17 protein-coding genes are annotated in these 19,454 nt (G+C 73.0%); 9 read left to right on the forward strand and 8 right to left on the reverse strand.

What is annotated here, in order from left to right; genetic code table 11:
• The first annotated feature begins 64 nt into the window (after positions 1–64).
• From FB391_RS04045 to FB391_RS04055, 3 genes are all read left to right on the forward strand, one after another.
• Positions 65–391: a WhiB family transcriptional regulator gene (locus tag FB391_RS04045; RefSeq protein WP_141893640.1), complete on the forward strand. Its 327-nt coding sequence runs from the start codon at positions 65–67 to the stop codon at positions 389–391.
• Positions 392–474: 83 nt separating this feature from the next.
• A complete protein-coding gene (locus FB391_RS04050) occupies positions 475–3,351 on the forward strand; it encodes a glycosyltransferase (protein ID WP_141892984.1) in 2,877 nt (958 codons plus the stop codon).
• On the forward strand, positions 3,348–4,754 hold the full coding sequence (locus tag FB391_RS04055; protein ID WP_141892985.1) for a DUF5719 family protein: 1,407 nt from the start codon (positions 3,348–3,350) through the stop codon (positions 4,752–4,754). The genes FB391_RS04050 and FB391_RS04055 overlap by 4 nt, the downstream gene beginning before the upstream one ends.
• 10 nt (positions 4,755–4,764) lie before the next feature.
• Here FB391_RS04055 and FB391_RS04060 read toward each other — a convergent pair whose 3' ends face one another.
• The gene (locus FB391_RS04060; protein WP_185842932.1) at positions 4,765–5,205 is read right to left on the reverse strand and encodes a metallopeptidase family protein; all 441 of its coding nucleotides are present in this window, start codon (positions 5,203–5,205) and stop codon (positions 4,765–4,767) included.
• A gap of 116 nt (positions 5,206–5,321) precedes the next feature.
• Between FB391_RS04060 and FB391_RS04065 the strand changes: the two genes are divergently transcribed.
• Positions 5,322–5,528, forward strand: a complete 207-nt coding sequence (locus FB391_RS04065) for a DUF3499 family protein (RefSeq protein WP_141892986.1) — start codon at positions 5,322–5,324, stop codon at positions 5,526–5,528.
• A 46-nt stretch (positions 5,529–5,574) separates the two neighbouring features.
• Positions 5,575–7,062: an adenosylhomocysteinase gene (ahcY, locus tag FB391_RS04070; protein ID WP_141892987.1), complete on the forward strand. Its 1,488-nt coding sequence runs from the start codon at positions 5,575–5,577 to the stop codon at positions 7,060–7,062.
• A 13-nt stretch (positions 7,063–7,075) separates the two neighbouring features.
• Here ahcY and FB391_RS04075 read toward each other — a convergent pair whose 3' ends face one another.
• Positions 7,076–7,921 carry an RDD family protein gene (locus FB391_RS04075; protein ID WP_141892988.1) on the reverse strand — a complete coding sequence of 282 codons (846 nt, stop codon included), beginning with the start codon at positions 7,919–7,921 and terminating at the stop codon, positions 7,076–7,078.
• A gap of 16 nt (positions 7,922–7,937) precedes the next feature.
• On the opposite strand from FB391_RS04075, the gene FB391_RS04080 reads away from it, so the two are divergent.
• The 3 genes from FB391_RS04080 to katG all read left to right on the forward strand — a co-directional run bounded on the left by FB391_RS04080 (position 7,938) and on the right by katG (position 11,820).
• Positions 7,938–8,933, forward strand: coding sequence for a stage II sporulation protein M (locus FB391_RS04080; protein WP_141892989.1), 996 nt, complete (start codon positions 7,938–7,940; stop codon positions 8,931–8,933).
• 67 nt (positions 8,934–9,000) lie between these two features.
• Positions 9,001–9,471, forward strand: a complete 471-nt coding sequence (locus FB391_RS04085; RefSeq protein WP_185842978.1) for a Fur family transcriptional regulator — start codon at positions 9,001–9,003, stop codon at positions 9,469–9,471.
• Positions 9,472–9,510: 39 nt separating this feature from the next.
• On the forward strand, positions 9,511–11,820 hold the full coding sequence (katG, locus tag FB391_RS04090) for a catalase/peroxidase HPI (RefSeq protein WP_141892990.1): 2,310 nt from the start codon (positions 9,511–9,513) through the stop codon (positions 11,818–11,820).
• A 90-nt stretch (positions 11,821–11,910) separates the two neighbouring features.
• On the opposite strand, the gene aqpZ is transcribed toward katG, so the two are convergent.
• The 6 genes from aqpZ to FB391_RS04120 form a co-directional block, all read right to left on the reverse strand.
• A complete protein-coding gene (gene aqpZ / locus FB391_RS04095) occupies positions 11,911–12,708 on the reverse strand; it encodes an aquaporin Z (protein ID WP_141892991.1) in 798 nt (265 codons plus the stop codon).
• Between the two features lie 86 nt (positions 12,709–12,794).
• Entirely contained in the window at positions 12,795–14,096 is a 1,302-nt protein-coding gene (locus tag FB391_RS04100) for a DUF58 domain-containing protein (RefSeq protein ID WP_141892992.1), read from the reverse strand.
• Positions 14,097–14,101: 5 nt separating this feature from the next.
• Complete coding sequence (locus tag FB391_RS04105) at positions 14,102–15,202, reverse strand: AAA family ATPase (protein ID WP_425462935.1); 1,101 nt, start codon at positions 15,200–15,202, stop codon at positions 14,102–14,104.
• A complete protein-coding gene (locus FB391_RS04110; RefSeq protein ID WP_141892993.1) occupies positions 15,199–16,326 on the reverse strand; it encodes a DUF4350 domain-containing protein in 1,128 nt (375 codons plus the stop codon). The genes FB391_RS04105 and FB391_RS04110 overlap by 4 nt, the downstream gene beginning before the upstream one ends.
• A 122-nt stretch (positions 16,327–16,448) precedes the next feature.
• The gene (locus FB391_RS04115; protein WP_141892994.1) at positions 16,449–17,129 is read right to left on the reverse strand and encodes a DUF4129 domain-containing protein; all 681 of its coding nucleotides are present in this window, start codon (positions 17,127–17,129) and stop codon (positions 16,449–16,451) included.
• Positions 17,120–18,568 (reverse strand): DUF7847 domain-containing protein, encoded by a 1,449-nt coding sequence (locus FB391_RS04120; RefSeq protein ID WP_141892995.1) that lies wholly within the window; start codon positions 18,566–18,568, stop codon positions 17,120–17,122. Before FB391_RS04120 ends, FB391_RS04115 begins: the two co-directional genes overlap by 10 nt.
• Before the next feature lie 205 nt (positions 18,569–18,773).
• On the opposite strand from FB391_RS04120, the gene mtrA reads away from it, so the two are divergent.
• Positions 18,774–19,454 (forward strand): MtrAB system response regulator MtrA, encoded by a 681-nt coding sequence (mtrA, locus tag FB391_RS04125; RefSeq protein ID WP_141892996.1) that lies wholly within the window; start codon positions 18,774–18,776, stop codon positions 19,452–19,454.

A 19,454-nucleotide genomic window follows, 5' to 3' on the forward strand; every position in this document is an offset into this window, starting at 1 on the left:
CACGGGTGTAATTACACCTACAACACGCACCAGCGTGGAGCAGGATCACGGGGGTGAGAACGACATGACGGTTTCGCAATTCCGTTCCGGCGTTCCCGACGACTGGTTCGTCGATCCGGTTCAACTGGGGGTTCCGGGGGTTCGCCGCAACATCGATGTGGACGACGACAATCCGCTCGCCTGGCAGACCGATGCATTGTGTTCGCAGACAGATCCGGAGGCGTTCTTCCCCGAGAAGGGCGGCTCCACGCGAGATGCCAAGCGCATCTGCGGGTCGTGCGACGTTCGGGGCGAATGCCTCGAGTACGCGCTGCAGAACGATGAGCGGTTCGGCATCTGGGGCGGCCTGAGCGAGCGCGAGCGCCGCAAGCTCAAGCGGCGCGCGAGCTGAACGACGCCGGTCGGCCGGCCTATCCGGCCGACCCGGCGCGTTCAACGAGGCTGACGGGCGCGCGCGCCTAGGCTGACCAGGACATGCCCGCTCGAGTTCACGCCATCCTCGTCGTGCGTCCCGATGGTCGCACGCCGGCCGCGTTCCACCTGCGGCGCACGCTGGCCGCGCTCGATGAGCAGGTGCGCGCGGTCGACGCGCTGACGGTCATCGTCTGCGGTGGCGACGACCACCTTCACGACATCGTCGAGGCCTCGTCGGCCACCTCGCTCGTCCGAGCGCCGGCCTCGACCGGCTACGCCGCGGCCGCCGTCCTCGCCGTCCGCGGCGCCGACGACGGCGCCGACGCGCTGTGGCTCCTCGCCCAGGACACGGCCCCCGAACCGGACGCGCTCGCGCAGCTGCTCGGCGCGCTGGAGCTGTCGCCCTCGGTCGCCTTCGTGGCGCCGAAGCTCGTGCGCTGGGACGACCGCGCCGAGATCGTCTCGCTCGGGGTCAGCATGACGCGGTGGGGACGCAGCGTCGGCATCGCGGACGGCGAGCTCGATCAGGGCCAGCACGACGCGCGCGAGGACGTGCTCGGAGCCGACGTTCGCGGCATCCTCATCCGCGCGGAAGCCTGGTCTGCGCTCGACGGGATCGATCCGGGGCTCGCCGGTGCCGACGAAGGGCTCGACCTCGGCGTGCGCGCCCGGCTCGCGGGCGCTCGCGTGTCACTCGCCCCTCGTGCGCGCGTGGCCGTCGCCGGCGACGGCGTAGCCGGGGTTCCGATCCCGCTCACCCCGCAGCGGCGCCGTCGCGCCGTGTACGCCGAACGGGTGGCGCAGCTGCACCGTCGCCTCGTCTACGCGCCCGCCTTCGCGGTGCCGCTGCACTGGCTCACCCTGCTTCCGCTGGCGCTGTGGCGCACGGCGGTCGACCTCGTCCGCAAGCAGCCGGGGCGCATTCCGTCCGAGTGGGGCGCGGCGGCGGTTGCGCTCGTCGCGATCCCGGCGGTGTGGCGCGCCCGTCGGCGCCTGACGCGGGCGAGGACCGGTCTCGCCCGCGACGGCGCAGGCTCATGGGCGCAGATCGCTCCCCTGCGCACGACGCGCACAGAGCTGCGCGAGCGGCTGGACGACGACCCCGAGGTCGCGCTTGGTGGAGTGCGGCGACGCGACCTGCGCTTCTTCTCGGGCGGCGGGGCGTGGCTGGTGCTGGGCGCGCTGGCGGCGTCGATCGCGGCGTTCCCCGCACTCCTGGCCTGGCCGGTGCTCGGCGGTGGAGCTCTGCAGCCGCTCGCCACGACCGTCGGGCAGCTGTGGGACGACGCCGCGTTCGGGCAGCGCATCCTCGGCCTCGACACCGTCGGGCCCGCGGATCCCTTCGCCGCGGTCGTCGCGATCATCGGCACGCTGTGGCCGTGGGCACCGTCGCGTGCGCTCGTGCTGCTGTGGATCGTCGCGCTGCCGCTCGCCGCGCTCGGGGGCTGGTTCGCCGCGACACGCGTCACCGAGCGCTCGGGGCTGCGCATCCTGGGCGGCGCCGTATGGGCGCTGTCGCCGACGCTCCTCGTCGCCCTCACGCAGGGGCGCCCCACCGGGGTCATCGTCCACCTGCTGCTGCCGTGGCTGTTCTTCGCGGGATCCGTCGCCCATCGTTCGTGGGCGGGCGCCGGCACCGCCTCGATCCTGCTCGCGGGTGTGGTCGCGACGGCTCCTTCGCTGGCCGCTGCGCTGGCGGTGGTGTGGGTCGGCATGATCGTCATCGCCGTCGCCGTGCGCTCGGGTCGTGGCGTGACCCGGCTCGTCTGGCTCGTCGTCCCGTCTCTCGTGCTCGCGGTGCCGGTGGTCTGGAACGCGCTCGCGAACGCTCGGGTGTGGGGACTCGTCGCCGACCCCGGCGTGCCCTGGGCCGGCCCGCAGGTGGCGGCCGACGCCGCGGGGCGCGCGCTCCTGGCCGCAGGCATCCCGACCTCGGATCTGGCGGGATGGACCACGCTGCTGCCGGACGGCCCGACGTGGTGGGTGCCGCTGCTGAGCGTGCCTCTGGCGCTCCTGGCTCTCGCGGCGCCTCTGACGCAGCGCTGGGCCGCGGGCACCGTGCTGCTGGTCGTGACGGCCCTGGGTCTGGCCACCGCATTCGCCGCGGTCGGGGTGGCCGTGGCCTTCACGCAGTCGATCTCGGTGCCGATCTGGCCAGGCAGCGGGCTGAGCCTCGCGTGGCTCGGAGCGCTCGGCGGCGCGCTGGTGTCGCTGGATGCCGGACTGGCGCCCCGCGTCGCGTTCGTGCGCGGCATCGCGGCGGCCCTCGTGCTGGCCGGTGCGGTGACGCTGGCACTGCCGTCGCTGACCGCATTCACCCGCGGGGTAGCGACCGTCGCGAACGGGCCCGCGAGCACCCTGCCGGCCTTCGTCGCCGCCGAGGGCCGGGGGAACCCGGATGTCGGCACCATCGTGCTCACTCCGCAGTCCGATGCCGGGGTCGCGGCGCAGATCGTGTGGGGCGGCAGCGAGACGCTCGGCGGCCAGACGACGCTGCAGTCCACGCGAACGCACCCCGATGCGCAGGATGAGGAGGTCGCTGCACTCGCCGCCGACCTCGTCACGCCGTCCGCCGACGACGTGGTGGCCCAGCTCGCGCATCGGGGCATCGGGTTCATCCTGCTCGCGCCGTCCGCGGTCCCCGAGACCGACGCGGCGCGCACGATGCGGCTGTCGGCGACGACGGCGCTCAGTCAGCGCGACACGCTCGTCGTCGTCGGCGACACCGCGAAGGGCGAGCTGTGGCGCGTCGTCGACGACGTCGCGCCGCGTCCTGACGAGTCCGGGTCGCAGACGGCGCTGGCCCGCTGGATCGGCTTCGCGCAGATCGCTGTCTTCGGGATCGCGCTGCTCCTCGCCGTGCCGACCGCCGCCACGCGACGCGCGGCGCGACGGACCCCGCGCGTGGTGGGGCCCCACTGGGAGGAGGGCCGATGAGCGATCGCCGCGTGTTCCGCTGGGCGACGACGAGCGCCCGTCTGCTGATCGGCACGGCCGTATCGGTCGTCGCCGTGATCGCGGTCGTCACCGCCGTCACCGTTCCGTGGCCGACCGTCGTGCGCGAGCCGGTGCAGATCGCGGCGACGCCGGCGCCGGCCGCGTCGGTCATCACCTGCGACGGAGCGCTGCTGTCCATCGGACGCAATGCGGCGGATGCCGCGTCGCTCACGCTCGCGGCACGCCAGACCGTCGTCACGGGCGTGAAGGACGGCGCCGCAGAACCGCAGCAGCAGACATTGACCAACGACGCCGTCGGGGAGGGGCCGGTCACGCTGACCGCTCCGCCTGAGGCGGGCGCTGCGGTGGACGTCGCCGCCGCCGGAGCGGCGACCGCGCGTGCGGACGATCTCGCCGGTTTCGCGGCGTCCGCCTGCCGCCCGCCGCTCCTGGAGTCGTGGCTCGTCGGCGGATCGGGCGCGACGGGTGCGGCCGACCTCGTGCTGCTGTCGAACCCGGGCACCGTCGCCGCGACCGTCCAGCTGACGGTGTACGGCGTCGCGGGCCCGCAGACGCCGCCCGGCGGCGCCGACCTCATCGTCGCGCCGGGCACGCAGCGGGTGGTGCCGCTGGCCGGCATCGCCCTCGGCGAAGAGAGCCCGGTGGTACGCGTGTCGGCCGTCGGCGCGCCCATCCACGCGTCGCTGCAGACCAGCATCACCCGCACGCTCACGCCCGGCGGGGTCGACCAGGTGGGTCCGATCGCCGCGCCCGAGTCGCAGCTGGTGATCGCGGGCGTCGCCGTCACCCGGTCGCCGGCGCAGGACGGTTCTGCGGGGGCGACGATGCTGCGGATGCTGTCGCCGTCGGTCGCGACGACCGCCCGGGTGGTGGTGACCGCCGCCGGACGCACGGAGCCCGCGCGCGCCGCGCAGGAGGTCCCGCTCGAGCCGGGCAGCCCGCTGGAGCTGGAGCTGGACGGTCTCGCCGCCGGTTCCTACACCGTGACGGTGGAGGCGGAGACGCCTGTCGTCGCCGCCGTGTGGCAGACGACGGGATTCGGCGAGGGCGATGACTTCGCCTGGTACACGCCGTCACCCGAGGTGGCGGCATCCACTCTCTTCGTGACGCCCGGAGGCCCCGTGCCGACGTTGACGGTGGTCAATCCCGGCACCGCGCCGGCGGACGTGAGCGTCGCCGCGCACGGCGGCGGATTCGAGGTCGATCTCACCGTGCCCGCCGGCGGATCGACGACCGTGCGCCTGTCGCCCCGGACGGTCTACGTGATCGATCCGGCCGACCCGGTGCGTGCGGGGCTGTCGCTCACCGGCGACGGCGCGCTCGCGGGCATTCCGGTGTGGCCGGCGGACGTCGCGGCGCACGCGATCGTCGTATACCCCTGAGCGTCCCGCGTCAGAAGTACCGGAAGCGTTCGGGACCGAGATCCCAGGGGTCGCGGTCGAGGTACTCCGCCGCAGCGCGGAAGACCGAGCCCTCGACCAGCATGCGGTGATGCAGCTCATCATCGCGGTGCAGGTGGCTGAGTCGCTCGATCGGGAGCCGGTACAGGACGATGCGACGTTCGTCACGCAGCACCGTCCAGCGGGGGATGCCGTCGTCATCGGTGGCGGCCGGCATGTCGGCCACCTCGAACCGCACGTCGCGAAGCTCTGACCACGCGGAGCGCAGGAACTCCGCGGCGGTGCCCACCGAGAGGTCGAAGCGGTCGACGCGGGTGTCGAGAGGGGGGAGCGGCGGCCGGACGACCGAGCTGCGACCCTCGCGACCGTGGCGGCCGTGCCGCGCGGGGCGCACCGCCGCGCGTTCGCTGGTCCGGGTCTTGCGCCACGCCATGGGTCCATCCTAGGCCGGGGGAGACGCGGTCAGGCGGGTGTCGCGGCGCGTCCCGCGCGGGCAGCGGCGGCGCGGCATGCGGCTCGGTGTCGCCGGTTCGCGGTAGCGTCACGGTGATGCGCCAGAGAGTCTGCTCCAAGGTCGGCTGCGCCCGTGAGGCGGTGTCGACGCTCACGTACGACTACGCCGACCAGATGGCGGCCGTCGGACCCCTCGGCGCCGCCGGCGACCCCCACGCGCACGACCTGTGCGCGCAGCACACCGAGCGCCTGTCGGTGCCGCGCGGCTGGGTGGTCGTGCGTCACGAGACGCTGCGCACCTGACGTCCCGCGCGGTTCCGTGGCGGCCTCGCCGTGGGACAATGGGCGGATGCCGTCCCACACCGCCGTCGCCACGCCCGTCGAGGCTTCCGTCCCCGCCTTCGAGTACGAGGTCGCCGACCTCTCGCTCGCGGAGGCGGGCCGTCACCAGCTGCGCCTCGCCGAGAACGAGATGCCGGGGCTCATGGCCCTGCGCGAGGAGTTCGGCGCCTCGCAGCCGCTCAAGGGCGCGCGCATCGCGGGCTCGCTGCACATGACGGTGCAGACGGCGGTGCTCATCGAGACCCTCGTCGCGCTCGGCGCGCAGGTGCGCTGGGCGAGCTGCAACATCTTCTCGACACAGGACGAGGCGGCCGCAGCCGTCGTCGTCGGCCCGGCCGGCACCGTGGACGCGCCCGCCGGCGTGCCCGTCTTCGCTTGGAAGGGCGAGACCCTGGAGGAGTACTGGCGTCTGGCCGACCGCATCTTCGACTGGACGGCCGAGGGCTTCGACGGACCGAACATGATCCTCGACGACGGCGGCGACGCGACCCTGCTCGTGCACAAGGGCGTCGAGTTCGAGAAGGCCGGCGCGGTTGCAGATGCCGCCGCCGACGACAGCGCCGAGTACCGGATCATCCTCGACACGCTGCGAGCCAGCCTCGCGCGCGACGCGCAGCGGTTCACGCGCATGGCGGGCGACCTCCTCGGCGTGACGGAGGAGACGACGACGGGCGTCCACCGTCTGTACGAGCTCGCGGCCGCCGGCGAACTGCTGTTCCCCGCGATCAACGTGAACGACTCGGTCACCAAGTCCAAGTTCGACAACAAGTACGGCATCCGCCACTCGCTTCCGGACGGCATCAACCGCGCGACCGACGTCCTGATGGGCGGCAAGGTCGCCTTCGTGTGCGGCTACGGCGACGTCGGCAAGGGCGCCGCCGAGGCGCTGCGCGGCCAGGGCGCTCGCGTGATCGTGAGCGAGGTCGACCCGATCTGCGCGCTGCAGGCCGCCATGGACGGCTACCAGGTGGCGCGGCTGGCCGATGTCGCCGGCGAGGTCGACATCGTCATCACCGGCACCGGCAACAAGGACGTCGTGACGGTCGACGACCTGCTGAAGCTCAAGCACCTCGCGATCGTCGGCAACGTCGGCCACTTCGACAACGAGATCGACATGGCAGGCCTGGAGTCGCTCGAGGGCGTCGAGAAGATCGAGATCAAGCCGCAGGTGCACGAGTGGCGGCTGCCGACCGGTCGCAGCGTGCTCGTGCTGAGCGAGGGGCGCCTGCTGAACCTCGGCAACGCCACGGGGCATCCCTCCTTCGTGATGAGCGCGTCGTTCACCAACCAGGTGCTGGCCCAGATCGAGCTGTTCACGAAGCGCGACGAGTACCCGACCGCGGTGTACACGCTGCCGAAGCACCTCGATGAGAAGGTCGCGCGCCTGCACCTCGACGCGCTCGGAGTGAAGCTGACGACACTGTCGGACGAGCAGGCGGCCTACATCGGCGTCCCGGTCGAGGGCCCGTACAAGCTGGACCACTACCGCTACTGAGCCCGGCTGCGCCTCAGCGATCGGGGAAGCCGCGAGGCGGGGCCGACACCGGTGCGGTCAGTGCCTCCACGCGCGCCGTCTCGAGCTGCAGCGCGCGCAGCTCGCGCGCGCGACGCAGGGCGACCACGCCGATGAGGAACGTCTCGGGGTCGCCCGCCGGGACCGGAGACACGAACTCCGCCGTCTCGCGAGCGAGGGATGCCGCCGTCCGGGCGCGGGCAGCCGGCTCCATGCTCGTCGCCGATCGTGCGAACTGCGCGAGGCGTCGCGAGAGCGGCTCGGGAAGCCGGGCGACATCGGCGACGCCGGCCCACTCTGCGAGGACCGGGGGGATTCCCAGCCCCGCCTCGGGCAGCCGGGGGGTGCGGGTGCGCTCGGAGTACGTGCCCGCGAGCAGGTCGCCCAGGCGCTGCGAGCGCGGTGTGAACGCGCCGACGAGTGCCGCGACGGCGCCCAGGGTGAACCACAGCTCGAACACGCCGACGAGAGCGCGGATGAACGCCTGACGGAAGCCGGCGGCGCCGCCGTCGGAGCGCACGATGCGGGCGCCGACGGCGAGCCGGCCGAGGCTGCGGCCGTGGCCGGCCGTCTCGACGACCGTCGGGATCACGACCATCACGAGCACCAGCATCACGATGGTGAGGATGGGGACGACCGCGCCGTCGAGCGCGCCGTTCGTCACGAGCCAGCCCGCGCCCAGCGCGAACAGCAGCAGCGCGGCGAAGCCGAGCAGCATGTCGATGATGACGCCGAGCGCCCGCAGGAAGTACCCGACCGGCTGCACGTCCAGTGCGACCGCCTCGCCGGTGAGCACCTCGTCCTGATGGATGTCGATGATGGTCGGACGCTCGGCGGGCATGGCTACAGTAAAGCGCATGGATCTTGACGCCCTCACGGCCGCCCGCCGCGAGGAGTGGGCGCGCCTGGACGCGCTGAGCCGGACCCGTCAGCTGTCGGGGCCCGAGGTCGACGAGCTGGTGACCCGCTATCGTGCGGCATCCGCCGATCTCGCCGACGCGAAGACCTCTGCCGGGCGGAGCGTGCAGAGCGATCACATCTCGACGATGCTGGCCCGCGCCCGGCTGCGGCTCACCGGCGCCCCCGACAACGTGATGCGGCAGATCCCGCGGTTCTTCGTGCTGCAGCTGCCCGCCGCGCTGTACCGCGTGCGCTGGACCACGCTGGCGATCGCGGTCGGCTTCGTCATCGTCGTCACGACGGTGGCGCTGTGGGTGTCGGGCGACCCGGCCCTGGTGGCGAGCCTCGGAAGCCGCGCCCAGCTGGAGGATTACGCCGAGAACCGGTTCACCGACTACTACAGCGAGAACCCCGCCGCCGTGTTCGCCGGCACGGTGTGGACCAACAACGCCTGGATCGCCGCGCAATGCGTGCTGTTCGGCATCACCGGGATCTGGCCCCTCATGGTGCTGGTCCAGAACGCCGTGGGCGTCGGCACCGCCGCCGCGGTGCTGACGGCGTTCGACCGCGCCGACGTCTTCGTGCTGTTCATCCTGCCGCACGGCCTGCTCGAGCTCACGAGCATCTTCGTGGCCGGGGCCGCGGGCCTGCAGATCTTCTGGGCGTGGGTCGCGCCCGGACCCCGCTCACGCGGCGCGGCACTCGCCGCCGCCGGCCGCTCGCTCGCCACCATCGCCATCGGACTGGTCATCGCGCTCGGCGTCTCGGGACTCATCGAGGGCTTCGTGACGCGGCAGCCGTGGCCGTGGCCGGTGAAGATCGGCATCGGCGCGTTCGCGCTCGCCCTCTTCCTCCTGTACATGCTGATGCTGGGGCGCCGAGCCGCGCGGCAGGGCGAAACCGGCGATCTGACCGAGTTCGAGGCGGGGACGCCGACGCTCGTCGCCGGCTGAGCGCCGGATGCTGGATGCCGCACCCGTTGTTTTGAGTGAATCAAAACTTGGCTAAGCTGAGGGTGTGATCCCGCCCACCGAAGCCGCCGCTCCCGGCAGCTCGGCGTCACCCGCCGAGACCGTCGCCGCCGAGCGGCTGCGCGCTGCGGGGCTGCGGGTCACCGACTCCCGGCGCGCCGTGGTCGAGGCGCTCGTCGAGCGTCCGCACGCCAGCGCCGACGAGCTGTTCGCCATCGTCGCGCGCTCCGTCCCGGCGACGAGCCTGCAGTCGGTCTACAACGCCCTCGGCGACTTCGTCGACGCCGGCCTCGCCCGCCGCATCGAGCCGGCCGGGCGTCCCGGCCTGTACGAGCTGCGCGTGGACGACAACCACCATCACCTCGTCTGCTCGGAATGCGGCGCCGTCCAAGACGTGGACTGCGTCGTCGGCGAGGCTCCGTGCCTCACGCCCGACGACGCGCACGGGTACACCGTGCGCGTGGCCGAGGTCACGTTCTGGGGCGTGTGCCCCGCCTGCGCCGCACTCGCGGCATCCTGACTCCCGTTCCCATCCCGTTCGCCTGCAAGGAAGGTAACCATGTCCGATACCAACGACACGATCCCCGAGATCGGCGAGAACCCCACCGACGCCGACCAGGCGGTCACCCCGATCGACACCCCCGTCGACGAGCGTGAGGACGGCGAGACCCGCCCGCGGCCGAACGAGACCGAGGGCTGCCCGGTGATCCACGGCGGCCAGCCCCACCCGACCACCGGCAACGCGAACAGCGTGTGGTGGCCGAACCAGCTGAACCTCAAGATCCTCGCGAAGAACCCGGCGGTCGCGAACCCGCTCGGCGAGGACTTCGACTACAAGGCCGCGTTCGAGACGCTCGATCTCGCCGCCGTCAAGTCCGACATCGCGGAGGTCCTCACCACGTCGCAGGACTGGTGGCCCGCGGACTTCGGCAACTACGGCCCGCTCATGATCCGCATGGCGTGGCACAGCGCCGGCACCTACCGCGTGACCGACGGCCGCGGCGGCGGCGGTGCCGGACAGCAGCGCTTCGCGCCGCTGAACAGCTGGCCCGACAACGTCAACCTCGACAAGGCTCGCCGCCTGCTGTGGCCGGTGAAGAAGAAGTACGGCCAGGCGATCTCGTGGGCCGACCTGATGATCCTCGCCGGCAACGTCGCGCTCGAGTCGATGGGCTTCAAGACGTTCGGCTTCGCCGGCGGTCGCGCCGACGTGTGGGAGCCGGACGCCGACGTGTACTGGGGCCCCGAGACGACGTGGCTCGCCGACGAGCGCTACTCCGGCGACCGCGACCTGGAGCGCCCGCTCGCGGCCGTGCAGATGGGCCTCATCTACGTCAACCCCGAGGGCCCCAACGGCAACCCGGACCCGCTGGCGTCGGCCCGCGACATCCGCGAGACCTTCGGCCGCATGGCGATGGACGACGAAGAGACGGTCGCGCTGATCGCGGGCGGTCACACGTTCGGCAAGACGCACGGCGCGGCGCCCGACACGAACGTCGAGGACAACCCCGAGGCCGCCGGCCTGGAGCAGCAGGGCCTCGGCTGGAAGAACAACCACGGCACCGGCAAGGGCGATGACACGATCACGTCGGGGCTCGAGGTGACCTGGACGTACCACCCGACCCGCTGGGACAACGAGTTCTTCCACATCCTCTACGCGTACGAGTGGGAGCTCATGCGCAGCCCGGGCGGCGGCCACCAGTGGCGCCCGATCAACGGCGGCGGCGCCGACATGGTGCCGCTGGCGCACTCGGACGGACGCCGCGAGCCCCGCATGCTCACGAGCGACATCGCCCTGCGCATGGACCCCGAGTACGACAAGATCTCGCGTCGCTTCAAGGACGACACCGAGGCCTTCGCCGATGCGTTCGCGCGCGCGTGGTTCAAGCTCACCCACCGCGACATGGGTCCCATCGAGCGCTATCTCGGATCCGAGGTCCCCGCCGAAGAGCTGGTGTGGCAGGACCGTGTTCCCGCCGTCGATCACGAGCTCATCGACGCGGCCGACGCGACCGCGCTCAAGGCCGCCATCCTCGAGTCGGGGCTCGGCGTGTCCGAGCTCGTGGAGACGACGTGGGCGGCGGCATCCAGCTTCCGCGGCAGCGACAAGCGCGGCGGCGTGAACGGCGCCCGCATCCGCCTCGCCCCGCAGAAGGACTGGGAGGTCAACAAGCCCGCCCAGCTGCAGTCCGTGCTGGCCACGCTCGAGGCCGTCCAGGCATCGTTCAACGACGGCCGCACCGACGGCAAGCGGGTGTCGCTGGCCGACCTCATCGTGCTGGCCGGCAACGCGGCGGTCGAGAAGGCCGCGGCGGACGCGGGCGTCGACGTCGAGGTGGAGTTCCACCCGGGTCGCACTGACGCCTCGCAGGAGCAGACCGACGTGCAGTCGTTCGCGTTCCTGGAGCCTGTGACCGACGGGTTCCGCAACTACTACGGCCCGTCGGCGTTCATGCCCGAGGAGCACCACCTCATCGACCGCGCGAACCTGCTGACGCTCAGCGCACCCGAGATGACCGTCCTCGTCGGCGGCCTGCGCGTGCTCGGCGCCAACTGGGACGACTCGGACTACGGCGTGTTCACCGACCGCAAGGGCGTGCTCACGAACGACTTCTTCGTGAACCTGCTCGACCTCGGCACCACGTGGAAGCCGCTCGACCCGGGGTCGCACGCGTTCTCGGGCGCGAAGGACGGCTCGGGCGAGCCGGTCGGCATCGGCACGCGCGTCGACCTGCTGTTCGCGTCGAACTCGGAGCTGCGCGCGGTCGCCGAGGTGTACGCCTCGGACGACGCGAACGAGAAGTTCGTGCGCGACTTCGTCAAGGCGTGGGGCAAGGTCACCGAGCTCGACCGGTTCGACCTGCGTTGACAGAGTGGATGCCGGCGGCCGCGGCTGCCGGCATCCATGAGGAACGGCCCGCCCCCGAGGGGGCGGGCCGTTCCGCGTCGTGCCGGGGGCTCAGCGTGCGTCGGGCACCCGCGCCTGCGACTGGTCCGGCGGCAGCGAGCCCTTCGGCTCGAAGAGCGCCCGGTGGATCACGCCGGCCAGGATGCCGCCGACGATCGGGAACACGATGAACACCCAGACCTGCGACAGCGCCGCAGGGCCGCCGTAGATCGCCGCGGCGATCGAGCGCGCCGGGTTCACCGACGTGTTGTCGATCGGGATCGAGATCAGGTGGATCAGCGTCAGCGTGAGGCCGATCGCCAGCGGCGCGAGGGCCGCCGTGCCGCGGACGGTGTGCGTCACGCCGAGGATGATGAACACGAAGATGGCCGTGAGCACGATCTCGGCGATGATCGCGGCGCCCAGTCCGAAGCCGCCGGGGGAGTGCTCGTCGAAGCCGTTGGACGCGAAGCCGCCGTCCTGCGCCGTGGCGAGCCAGCCCTCGGGCCCGAACAGGCCGACGAGCACGATGACGGTGGTCCCGAGCGCGCCGCCGATGAGCTGGGCGATGATGTAGGCGATGCTGTCCCGCCACGCGAACCGTCCCGCGGCGGCGAGGCCGAGGGTGATGGCGGGGTTGAAGTGGCCGCCCGAGATCGGGCCCCACGCGTAGGCGCCGACGACCACCGTGAGGCCGAAGGCGAGAGCGACGCCGACGAACCCGACGCCGAGCGGATTGCCGTCAGAGTCGGCGGGGAAGGTGGCGGCGAACAACGCGGTGCCGACGCCGCCGAAGACGAGCAGGAACGTACCGAGAGCCTCTGCGACGAGCTTGGTCGCCGTGGTGGGGTCCTTGATGGTATCCGGCATGGCGGACTCCTTTCATCGTCGCGAGAGTATCGGGCCGCCCAGCAGATTCTCAGGGAAGCCGGTCGGAGTGTCCGCGGATGCCCGTGCTACAGGCGCCCCGTTGCCTTGAGCGCGAGGTAGCGGTCGGCGATGCGCGGCGGCAGCCCGTCGGGCGTGTCGGCGATGGCTTCGCCGCCCGCCCGGCCGATCGCCGCCGCGACCACCGCGGCATCCTGCGCCGCCCGCTCGACGGCGGCCGCGCGGTACACGTCGGCCGCGTCCGGGCGCTCCGGGAGCGGCTCGGCGTCGCCCGTCACCGCCCCGACGAGGACGTGGGCCGACTGCGCCAGCGCCGGAAGCGACCCGAGGAATCCGCGTGCCGCTTCGGCCGCGTCCTGCGCCGTGAGCAGCACGACCAGCGAGGGTCGCGAGGTGAGCGCGCGCACCTGCGCGAACGCGGCGTCCCAGTCCGTGTCGATGAGTTGGGGCTCGACGGGCGCCATCGCGTCCACGAGAGCGGGGAGCAGGCCCGGCCCGTCGACGCGGGTCACACGGGCGCGGATCACCCGGTCGAACATCAGCAGGTGCACGTGGTCGCCCGCGCGGGTTGCCAGCGCCGAGAGCAGCAGGGCGGCCTCCATGGCGGCATCCATGCGGACGCCGTCTCCGACCCGCGCGGCGGCGGTGCGGCCGGTGTCGATCACGATGACGACGTGCCGGTCGCGCTCGGGACGCCACGTGCGCAGCATGGTGGTGGTCGAGCGGGCCGTGGCGCGCCAGTCGATCGATCGCACGTCGTCGCCCCGCACGTACTCGCGAAGGCTGTCGAACTCGGTGCCCTGGCCGCGCACCTGCACGCTGGTGCTGCCGTCGAGCTCGCGCAGCCGCGCCAGCCGCGAGGGCAGGTGCCGACGTGCGGTGAACGGCGGCAGGACGCGGATCGCGCCCGGCGCGTCGATCCGGGCCTGTCGTCCGGCCAGACGCAGCGGCCCGTCCGACCGCACCACGACGAAGGCGGAGCGCAGCTCGCCGCGCCGGCGGGGGAGGAGCGGGATGCCGACGGCCCGCGCCTCTCCGGCCGGCAGCTCGATCGTCTGACGCTCGGCAGGGGCGCCGGCGGTCGGCTGCCACGCGTCCCGCACCAGACCGCGGATCGTGCGCGTGCCGCCGTTGCGGACGATGATCTCGGAGAGGACCGGCTGCCCGAGCAGCACGCGGTGCGGCATCCGGCGCTTCACCGTGACTTGGCGCGGGTCCGCCGCGGCCGCTGCGTCGCCGAGGGCGGCGGCTGCGCACAGCACGACCCACCCGGCGGCCGCGAGCCACGCATCGACGCCGGCGAGCGAGAGCAGCACGACGGGCACGACGCCGAGGGCGACGAGGAGCGGGAGGCGGCCGGTGAGGTACATGCGGATCAGATGGGGACGCGGGTCTGCTGCAGGACCGAGCCGAGCACGGCGTCGACCGACACTCCTTCGAGCTCCGCGTCCGGCCGCAGCCGGATGCGGTGACGCCACGTCGGCAGGAGCATCGTCTGCACGTGATCGGGGGTGATGGCCGGGTACCCGCCGAGCCACGCCCATGCCTTGGCGGCGGCGAGGAGAGCGGTGGCCGCCCGAGGGCTCACGCCCAGCTGCACCGAGGGACTCCGGCGCGTCGCCTGGGCGAGATCGACGACGTAGCCGAGCACGTCGTCCGACACGGTGACGGAGGAGGCGGCGCGTTGTGCCGCGCGGATCTCGTCCGCGGTCGCGGCACGCTGCAGCCCCGCGGCGGCGAGGTCGCGCGGGTCGAAGCCGCCGGCATGGCGACGCAGCACCGCGAGCTCGGCGTCGCGTGCCGGCACCTCGACGATGAGCTTCAGCAGGAACCGGTCCAGCTGCGCCTCGGGGAGCGTATAGGTGCCCTCGTGCTCGATCGGGTTCTGCGTCGCCGCGACGAGGAACGGGTCGGGGAGGGGGCGCGTGACGCCGTCGGTCGACACCTGGCGCTCCTCCATCGCCTCCAGGAGCGCCGCCTGGGTCTTCGGGGGCGTGCGGTTGATCTCGTCGGCGAGCACCACGTTGGTGAAGACCGGGCCCTCGCGGAACTCGAACTCGCCGGTCCGCGCGTCGTACACGAGCGAGCCCGACACGTCGCCCGGCATGAGGTCGGGGGTGAACTGGATGCGCTTGGTGTCGAGCCCGAGCGCCGTCGAGAACGCGCGCACGAGCAGCGTCTTGGCGACGCCGGGGACGCCCTCCAGCAGCACGTGGCCGCGAGCGAGCAGGGCGATCAGCAGCCCCGTGACGGTGCCGTCCTGACCGACGACGGCCTTGCCGACCTCGATGCGCACGCGGTTCATCGCCTCCCGTAGCGCGGCATGGTCGGGCTCGACGCCGTCGCGCGGCGCCCCCGCCCCGTCGGGCGACAGCGCGGCGCCGTACGCCCGTGCTCCGGGCTCGCCGAACGCCGGCGCGGCGGGCGCGCCGCCGGCCACGCCGTCGGGGGTCGGGGTGTCGGGGGTGTCCGTCATCGGGTGCTCCTCTCGGGGCGGACGGCCGTGTGCACGGCCTCCTCCAGGTCTCGCAGGCGGGTGCTCAGGGCGACGAGGTCGGCGTCGCTGCGGGGGATGTCGTCGAGCAGGATGCCGCGCACAGTCGCGCGGTCCCATCCGGTGCGTCCGGCCGCGGCGTCGGCGACCTCCCCGGCTTCGGCGTGCGCGCCGAGACCCAGGAGCGCCGACAGTCGCCGCAGCGCGCCGATGCGCAGGCGATCGGCGGCGTGCAAGGGGTCGCGTGCTCGTGCGTACAGGCGCGCGCGCCCCTCGGTGGTCTCCGATGCGCGCACGGTCACGGGCAGCCGCTCGGCCACGAGCGGCCCGAATCGGCGTCCGCGCCAGATCGCCGCGGCGACGCCCGCGACCAGCAGCAGCACGATGACGGGGCTCGCCCACGGGGGCGTGAGCTCGCCCAGCGACGGATCGGTGTCGCTGAGGTCGGTGTCGCCGGCGCTCGGCACGTACCAGACGACCAGTGGATGCCGCCCCATCAGGTTCGCGGCGAGCGCGGCGTTTCCGTCGGCCGCGAGATGCTCGTTCGTGAAGAGGACGCTCCCGTCGACGGCCCAGACGCGCCGGTCGCCGGTGTCGTGCACGAGGAGTCCGAATCCCTCTTCGACCGGGTAGCAGGCTGCCGTCGCTGATCCGGGCGTGTACAGGGCGCCGGGGGCGACGGCGCCGGCGCGGTCCGCCTCGGCGGACTCGCATGCCGGCGCGACGGCATCCCCTGCGGCGAAGCCCGCCGCGGCCGACCCCGGCAGCAGGAGGTCCAGGGTGCGGGAGCGTGGCTGGATCAGCACGACGTCGTCGGCGGCATCGGCGAGCTGTGACACGGCGTCGTCCGACAGCGCAGGCGCATCGGGCAGCACGAGCGTCGCCGCCGAGCCGTCGAGGGCCGCGAGCGCGTCCGCGCGGTTGCGCGTCACCTCGACGTCGACGCCGTGGCTGCGCAGCACCTCGGCCAGTGCGCGGGTGCCCTGCGGACCCGCCGAGGCGGGATCCAGGGCGTCCCGGGCGGCCCACTGGTTCGCCGCCGAGATGGCGCCGCCGATGCCGCCCACCACGAGCAGCGCGATGCCGATCACGATCCACGCGGCCACGCGGCGCCGCCGGGGCGTGGGCGCGGCGGCAGGCGTGCCGGAGTCTTGTTGCTCTGCGGACCCGGAATGCGGGGCCGGCGTTCCTGCCCCCGATCGACTCGTCGTCGTGCCGTCGAGCGCGGTCATGCGGGCACCTGTTCGGCGAGCGGGCGCGCCGTGGCGATGTCGTCGTCGACCGCGGCGATGAGACGGTAGAACTCGGCCGTGCCGGGGCGGCGCAGGTAGCGCACATCGTCGAAGGCGGTCGCGGCGTCCTCGAGCCGCGTGGTGAGGCCGGGGAACACGCGCGCGGCGGCACGGGCGAACCCGTGGACGGTCGCCCCGGGCGGCGGATCGACCACGCCGCGCTCGTAGCACCCGCGTGCCAGTGCGCGGAAGCGCAGGACGATGGCGGCCTCCCAATCGGCGGCCTGCGCGCGCTCGGCGGCGGCGGCGCGCAGGGCGGCGGCCGAGCGGTGCTCGGCCTCCCCGAACAGCAGGGGCGTCCGCGCCGCGGCGCGCCGCGACACCCGCGGCACGCCCCAGACGACGAACGCCGTCACGATCAGGACGACGACCGCAGCGGTCGCGACGAGGGCGAGCACCGACCCCCAGTCGCCCGATACCTGCGGGTTGAACAGCGACGCGATGAAGTCGCCGATGGCGCGCGCGATGCGGTCGAACGGCGTCGGCTCGGCGATGTCGTACGCGGGCTTCGAGAGCTCCTCCTCGGCCCAGCGGCGAGCCTCGTCGCCGTCAGGGGTGAGCGGCGGCACGTCGGCGGCGGATGCCGTGACGGCGCGCAGCAGGGCGGTCAAGACCACGGCGACTCGCGGTCGGCATCCTGCGAGGCGCCGGGAGCGGCCCAGTTCGTCGGCGACGGCGGGGCGGGCTCCTGGCCCTCGGGCGTCACGGCGGTCTCGGGCGACCCCGATGCGGCGGCGGGCTGGGCGGGTGCCGGGGCTGCCTGCGGCGGAACGGGGTGAGCGCCCTGCCCCGGGGGGACCCCGGGGGCGGCCTGGGCTGCGTACGGGGGCTGCGGATACGCGCCGGCGGCGGGCGGGTACGCCCCCGCGGCGGGAAGGTACGCTCCGGGCGGCGTCGGGACCTGCTGACCGGGGTACGCACCGTACGCGTATCCCGGCGCGTACCCCGAGAACCCTGCCGGGGCGCCGGACCACCCGCGAGGGGCGATCGCGCGTCCGACGTGCTCACGGTACGGGTCGGCGAGGGCGGTGCCGCCGGCACTCGTGCTGAGCGAGGCACGAGACGAAGCATCCCTCCTCTCCACATACGCGAGGAGGTCGAGGTCGAGCCCCTCGCGGCGCATGCGGCAGTCGATGTAGATGAGGGCGGTGGCCGTCGACTGCACGACGACGGCGACCGATTGCAGCAGCAGCGTCACCACCTGGGCGAGGAGCACCGTGACGATCACGCCGATGATGGCGCTGGGCTCGGACGCTCCGGTCGGCGCGATGATCGTCGTGAGCCCGGCCGAGAGGAAGCTGAACGGCAGGCTCACCACCTGGGCGATGGCGCCGAAGATCACGCTGATGACGACGATGATGCCGAGCGCCGGCCAGAAGCGCCCGCGCGTCAGGGTCCACGACCGAGAGAGGGCCTGCAGGATCGTCGCGTGCTCGACGATGATCGCCGACGGCGCGAGCAGCAGCTTGATCATGAGCCACCACGTGAGCGGGATGGCGCCGACGACGAGCAGGATCGTGAGGCCGATCGCGGCGGGCGGTGCGACGACGGCGACGCCCACGACGCCGAGCACCACGACCGCCACGAGGGCGGTCACCGCCAGGATCACCAGCAGCGAGTACCCGATCAGGCGCCACGCCACGGGCTTGAGCTGGCGCCAGAGCGCACCCAGTGCGAGCTTCTCGGCGACGGCCGCATGCGTCACTTCGAGCACGACGATGCCCTGGACGATGACGCTGAGCGCTCCGGCCGCGAGGCCCAGCACGAACCCGGTGACCGCGACGAGCCCGATCGACCCCGCGAGCACCGTGTTGTACTCCTCGGTCCCCTCGGTCAGCGTGTCCAGGCGCGAGAACGAGGCCCACATCACGCCGAGCACCGCGACGAGCACGACGATGTACGCGACGGTCTGGACGACCAGCGCGAAGCCCAGCAGCACGCGCGGGTTCTGCCGGAGCGCCGAGAACGAGCGACCGAGGATCGTGCCGAAGGTGAGCGGATGCAGCGGGATGATCCCGGGGCGGGATGCCGGCGTCCAGGCCGGATACGCGGTCACGCAGTCCCCTTCCGTCGGCCGCCGCGGCGTCGTGCGCGGCGTTGCGGGTCGCTTGGGTCCCATCGTTCCACATCGGGGGATGCCGCATCCCGGCGCCGTGCGCGCGGTTCGGCCGGTCCTCAGCGTGCGTCGACTACTCTGTGGGGAGCGCATGGGGAAGGCGAAGGCTCTGCCCGTGCCTGGAGAGAAGGAACGAACGCGCGCGATGACTTCACGCATCCTGGTGGTCGACGACGACACCGCCCTGGCCGAGATGATCGGCATCGTGCTGCGCACCGAGGGATTCGAGACGGTCTTCTGCGCCGACGGCGCCCAGGCGGTCGAGGCCTGGCGCAGCGAGCGGCCCGACCTGATCCTGCTCGACCTGATGCTCCCCGGGATGGACGGCATCGAGATCTGCACCCTCATCCGCGCCGAGTCCGGCATCCCGATCATCATGCTCACCGCCCGCACCGACACCGCCGACGTGGTCAAGGGCCTGGAGTCCGGCGCGGACGACTACATCGTGAAGCCCTTCAACCCGAAGGAGCTCGTCGCCCGCATCCGCACGCGCCTGCGGCCGGCGTCCCAGCCGGCGGGCGACACCCTGCGCATCGGCGACCTCGCCGTCGACGTCGCCGCGCACGAGGTGCGCCGCGGCGACGCGCCCATCGCGCTCACGCCGCTCGAGTTCGAGCTGCTCGTGGCGCTCGCCTCGAAGCCGCAGCAGGTCTTCTCGCGCGAGATGCTGCTCGAGCAGGTGTGGGGCTACCACTACAAGGCCGACACGCGCCTGGTGAACGTGCACGTGCAGCGACTGCGGGCGAAGGTCGAGAAGGATCCCGACAATCCCAAGATCGTGACGACGGTGCGCGGCGTCGGGTACCGCGCCGGCGCCGTCGTCTGA

Origin of the sequence: Microbacterium kyungheense, assembly GCF_006783905.1 — a bacterium.
Lineage (GTDB): Bacteria > Actinomycetota > Actinomycetes > Actinomycetales > Microbacteriaceae > Microbacterium > Microbacterium kyungheense.